This is a genomic window from Vibrio genomosp. F10 str. 9ZD137, assembly GCF_049974785.1.
Taxonomy (GTDB): Bacteria; Pseudomonadota; Gammaproteobacteria; order Enterobacterales; family Vibrionaceae; genus Vibrio.
In genome coordinates this window covers 1-5,158 of the sequence record NZ_JBNGCJ010000888.1, presented here as the reverse complement: position 1 = coordinate 5,158, position 5,158 = coordinate 1, and the positions used below count along the sequence as shown (strand labels likewise).

The following is a 5,158-nucleotide window of genomic DNA, read 5'->3' as shown; positions in this document are numbered from 1 at the left end:
GCTCTTCCGATCTGCCTATCTTCCGAGTATCGATCTAGATGCGGGGATAGGGTACGAAGCGATCGATCCTGCGCAGAATAACCCTGATACCGAATTAACCCGAAAAGAAGCAACGTTAACATTGACCCAGCTGTTATGGGATGGCTCTGCGACCTTGAATGATATGGACAGGACATCAGCCGATGCTGAATCTATCCGCTATCAACTTCTTGCTGACGCACAAGATATCGCGCTTGAAGTTACAAAGATTTACCTAGATGCAACAAAAGCGTTTGATGTACTAAGCCTGTCTGAAAGTAACCTTGCAACCCATAAGAAAATCTATATCGATATTAAAAAGCGTGTGGAGTCAGGAATTGGATCAACCGCTGACATGTCACAAGTAGAAGCTCGTATAGCTAAAGCGCACGGTAATTTACTTGCGGCGCAAAATAATCTCTTTGATGTGCATACTCAGTTTAAGCGTATTGTTGGTGAAGCTCCCGCGGGTTTGATTTTCCCGATGGCCGACCAAATAGCCATTCCATTTACTATTGACGATGCACTTAACTCGGCTTTTGAAAAACACCCGGTCATTAAAGTGGCTCAAGCTGATGTTGATGCGGCAAAGTTTCAGTACAAACAATCTAAGGGCGTGAATTACCCAACCCTATCAATTGAAGCGACTCAAACTTGGTACGATGACGCTGGCGGTACTGAAGGAAGCAGTGATGAATTTTCGGCCATGCTTCGTTTGCGTTACAACCTATTTAATGGTGGCTCTGATTCTGATCGTATTGACAGCTTTGCGTATCAATTGAATAAGGCTAAAGACTTCCGAGACCGCACTTATCGTACTGTCGAAGAAGGGCTCAGGCTCTCTTGGAGCGCTTTAGATCTCACGGTACAACAAAAAGATTTTTTATCTGACCATGTTGACTCAGCTTCTGAAACCGTTATTTCCTACCAAAAGCAATACCGCATTGGACAGCGAACCTTACTTGACTTATTGAACACCGAAAATGAGCTTTTCGAAGCGAGAAAAGGATACCTTGACGCCAAATATGATGAGCAATATGCCAAGTACCGAGTGATGAACGCAACCGGTCATTTGTTATCAGCGCTACGAGTGTCAACGCCAGACGAATGGCATCAAGAGGTGGATTACTAATATGAACAAGCATCTTATCCCTTTACTTGTGACGGCATCATTCTTATCTACACATACACTCGCAGAAGAAGAGTACAGCTACATAGCCACACCAGTCGCCACGCAATTAGATGATTTACTCGATGACGACCGTGATGGCGTTATTAATGCGAGAGATCTGTGTGTAGAGACACCTCTTGGTTCTGAGATCGATAATGATGGGTGTGAAACCTACATCGACTCCAAGCAAGAGATGAAACTTAATATCCTTTTTGCCAACGACTCTTATGAATTGAATTCAGTCTTTCTGAATCAAATACGAGTGATGACCGAGTTTATGACCAGCTATCCATCAACCTCGATCGAACTTCAAGGTTACGCCAGTAAAGTAGGCAACCCTGAATACAATTTGAAGCTATCTGAAAAACGTGCTGAGACGATTAGAAAGGAACTTATTTCCAATGGTTTAAGCCATACTCGTATAGATATTGTCGGTCACGGGGCTACCTCTTTAGCGGCTTATGGTGACGATGAACAAAGTCATGCACTGAACCGGAAAGTAGAAGCCACCGTTATTGGTTTCAAAGGCTCGGTGAAGGAAGCGTGGACTATCTTCGACAAGATCGAAAAGTAGTTACAATCGAAGATATATTACGGGTTTAATACTTGAAGGGTGCTAACGCGCCCTTTTTTATTTTGTTCCTATTTTCTAATGAGTTTCATTGATGAAAATGGTAATCTACCGCGGTCTAACCTATTGAGAGCACTAACATGACTAAATTGACCGCCGATATCCAAGCTAATCTAGAGCTATTTGTAACAGAAACTTGTCAAAACAAATTGGTTTGGGGCTTACGAAACGAAGAAGGTTGGTTAGCGTGTGACTCTAGTGAGTTCGAGCAAAGTGAAGTAATGCCTTTTTGGTCTTCAAAAGAAGATGCAGAACACCATAATGTTGAAGAATGGTCTGACTTCGAAATACTAGAAATCCCACTCGATATTTTTGTAGAAGATTGGCTACTGACTCTAGCTGAAGATGGCGTTTTGATTGGCACTAACTGGAATGAATCTTTAGAAGGTAAAGAAATAGAGCCTTCCGATTTAGCGAAACTCTATTTAGAGAAAGTCGTCAACTAAATCCATTTTCAAAAAACGTCGCCATTGCGACGTTTTTATTTTTAACTTAACAACAGGGAAGAGAGATTACCTCGAAGCCTTACTTAGATAGTGCTTCATTACTTCTTCTTTGTTTTGTAGGTACTCATCAAGCCCTGATTTTCTCAAATCACAAGATGGGCAATCACCGCATCCATCACCTATTACCCCGTTGTAACACGTTAGCGTCTTATTTCGCACCAATTCTAAAGCGTCATATCGGTCTGCCATTGCCCAGGTTTCGGCCTTGTTGAGCCACATTAGTGGGGTTGATATTTCAAACGTTCTGTCCATGCCAAGAACGAGTGCAGTATTCATTGATTTTACGAACTCATCACGACAATCCGGGTAACCAGAAAAGTCGGTTTCACAGACGCCTGTAATCACCGTGTCCGCGCCAATTTGATACGCATAAATACCAGCGAGGGTGAGAAACAAAATATTCCGTCCAGGCACAAATGAGTTAGGTAAACCATTATCCTGTAACTCATGAGAGACAGGAATATCGTCTCGGGTTAATGAACTGATTGCGAGTTCATTCAGTAGAGTCACATCCATGACTTTATGTGCCGTTGCGCCGAGCTCTTTAGCAAGATCTTGAGCAATATCGATCTCTAACCGATGCCTTTGACCATAGTCAAAGGTAATGGCATGGACTTCATCAAACTCTTGTAACGCTTTGACCAGACATGTGGTGGAGTCTTGGCCTCCGCTGAATACTACTACCGCTTTTTTCATCATCTCTTCCAATAAACCTAGGCAATACTTAAATATTTGTGCGTTTGCACCGACAATCGCCAGTTCCGTTTTATGCACGTTTCTATACACAGTTCGGTTGATCGTGTTTTCTGGCTAATTGGCTGCAAAGCAATAACCGTCTTTTGATCGATTGTCACTCTACTTAACAGTTCATCTAAGTGATCAATATCTTTTTGTGTTCCAACCGGGTGTTTAATTTCATCAGCACGTTCCAGTGCAGAATCAATAATAGGAAGCTTCCCTTTCATTGCCACTTTTGGTGACACTGTCACCCAGGTACTTCCGGTAGCTTTTACTTCAAAAGTTCCGCTGGTCTCAATCTGGCAGCGACATCCTATTTGTTCAAACGCCTTGGTTAAGGGGCGTAAGTCATAGATGCAGGGCTCACCACCAGTAATCACGACATGCTTTGCAGTATAGCCTTGATGCTGGTACTGCTCGACAATGCCTTCAGCAGAAATCGCGCACCATAATGGGTTATCTTCAGTTTTGACTAAGATTTCATTGATTGTGCGCTTATCGCTTTCAAGCGCGTCCCATGTTTGTTTCGTATCGCACCAAGCGCATCCCACTGGGCACTCTTGAAGCCGAACAAAAACTGAAGGCACACCGGTGAAATAGCCTTCGCCCTGAATCGTTTCAAACATTTCGTTTATCTTATACAACTTACTTAACCCGAGGTGTCTCTAAATTAGGTCCGAGACCTTAAATGAGTCTTACGTTAAGGTCAAATAAAATGCCTATCGATAGAGGAACGAATAGAGCGTGAGATAACTAACACTGGCTGAAATCGTCAAAATTAATTATCCTGCCCTTTTGCTGTAGATTTTAGGTAAGTTATGTACAAACTCATCGCGCTCGATATGGATGGCACGCTACTCAATAGCAACAAACAAATTTCGGACAAAACTAAACTCGCCATCTCGGCTGCCAGAAAAAAAGGCGTAAAAGTTGTTTTGGCTTCAGGTCGACCACTCGACGGTATGGTCGATAAATTGGAAGAGTTAGGCATCAATGGCGATAACGAATTCGTTTTATACTATAACGGGTCTATGGTCAAAGAACTCGGAAACCAAGGCATCATTCGTAAGCAAATCATCGACGGAAAGGCAGCAAAAGAAGTGGCTGCAATGGCTAAGGAATTTGATCTAAATGTCCATGCATTTAGCGAGGAGCACGGTCTAATCACGCCCCAAAATAGTGAGTACACGCAGCTAGAGGCAACCATTAACGGGCTCAGCCTGACAGAAATGGATTTTTCAACATTAGAAGATGAACACCCGATCATCAAAGTAATGATTGTTGGTGAACCGGGTAAATTGACTCAAGCGATTTCGCTGCTACCAAAAGAGTTGCACCAACGCTATACCATCGTTCAGAGTGCCCCGTTCTTTCTTGAATTCTTAAGCTTAGGCAGCAACAAGGGCTTAGGGATCGAATCGATTGCCAACTATCTAGGCCTAGATTCAAGTGAGGTTATTTGTGTGGGTGATGCTGAAAACGACAACCATATGCTAACTTACGCAGGTATGGGGGTAGCGATGGGTAATGCAATGACCGAAACGAAAGCATTGGCTAATTATATTGCCCCCAGCAACGATGAAGATGGCGTAGCAGATGTGATCGAAAAGTTTATCCTGTCCAGTTAATAGCGGTGATGTGATGACTGCTTATTAAATATACCCCACGTAGTTTATTAAAAACGCCTAACACTGTGTCAGGCGTTTTTTGTTTTCGAAACATAAGGTCTTCAATACACAAAGACCATTGCGAAAAGACTATTATTGAAAGACTCTAGCTAAAAGACTATCGCTGACCATCTATTGGCTGAATTTGCGTACCAGTCCGGCATAACATATGATCAAAATAGGAAAACGGATTGATTCCATCATCAGTGATAATATGCTGCTGTAAGAAACGAAAGATGCAATAAATAGAAGTAACTGATTCGCCGAAAGAAGAAATGCTATTATGATTAGAAGCTGCTTGAACAAAATCGTTTTCTTATCGCGTTCAAGTGAGAGCACTAAACCAAGCATTGTGATCGTAATGGCGATCCAGGAAGTAAATACCGGTAATGGCCAAATGACGGTCAGTGCGACCGCCCCCACGCTT

At 42.7% G+C, this 5,158-nt stretch carries 6 protein-coding genes; 4 read left to right on the top strand and 2 right to left on the bottom strand.

Annotation, left to right across the window (positions count from 1 at the left end; all coding sequences use genetic code 11):
• From ACP45E_RS19820 to ACP45E_RS19810, 3 genes are all read left to right on the top strand, one after another.
• The coding region (locus ACP45E_RS19820; RefSeq protein WP_069585463.1) for a TolC family outer membrane protein at positions 1 to 1,150 on the top strand (1,150 nt) is incomplete at its 5' end.
• Position 1,151: 1 nt separating this feature from the next.
• Positions 1,152 to 1,763, top strand: coding sequence for an OmpA family protein (locus ACP45E_RS19815; RefSeq protein ID WP_017038407.1), 612 nt, complete (start codon positions 1,152 to 1,154; stop codon positions 1,761 to 1,763).
• A 137-nt stretch (positions 1,764 to 1,900) separates the two neighbouring features.
• Positions 1,901 to 2,266, top strand: coding sequence for a DUF2750 domain-containing protein (locus ACP45E_RS19810; protein ID WP_017034966.1), 366 nt, complete (start codon positions 1,901 to 1,903; stop codon positions 2,264 to 2,266).
• Positions 2,267 to 2,332: 66 nt separating this feature from the next.
• On the opposite strand, the gene queC is transcribed toward ACP45E_RS19810, so the two are convergent.
• Positions 2,333 to 3,022, bottom strand: a complete 690-nt coding sequence (queC, locus tag ACP45E_RS19805) for a 7-cyano-7-deazaguanine synthase QueC (RefSeq protein WP_017034967.1) — start codon at positions 3,020 to 3,022, stop codon at positions 2,333 to 2,335.
• A 17-nt stretch (positions 3,023 to 3,039) separates the two neighbouring features.
• On the bottom strand, positions 3,040 to 3,708 hold the full coding sequence (gene queE, locus ACP45E_RS19800; RefSeq protein ID WP_139074068.1) for a 7-carboxy-7-deazaguanine synthase QueE: 669 nt from the start codon (positions 3,706 to 3,708) through the stop codon (positions 3,040 to 3,042).
• A 174-nt stretch (positions 3,709 to 3,882) separates the two neighbouring features.
• On the opposite strand from queE, the gene ACP45E_RS19795 reads away from it, so the two are divergent.
• Entirely contained in the window at positions 3,883 to 4,692 is an 810-nt protein-coding gene (locus ACP45E_RS19795) for a Cof-type HAD-IIB family hydrolase (RefSeq protein ID WP_017038408.1), read from the top strand.
• Positions 4,693 to 5,158: the final 466 nt, after the last annotated feature.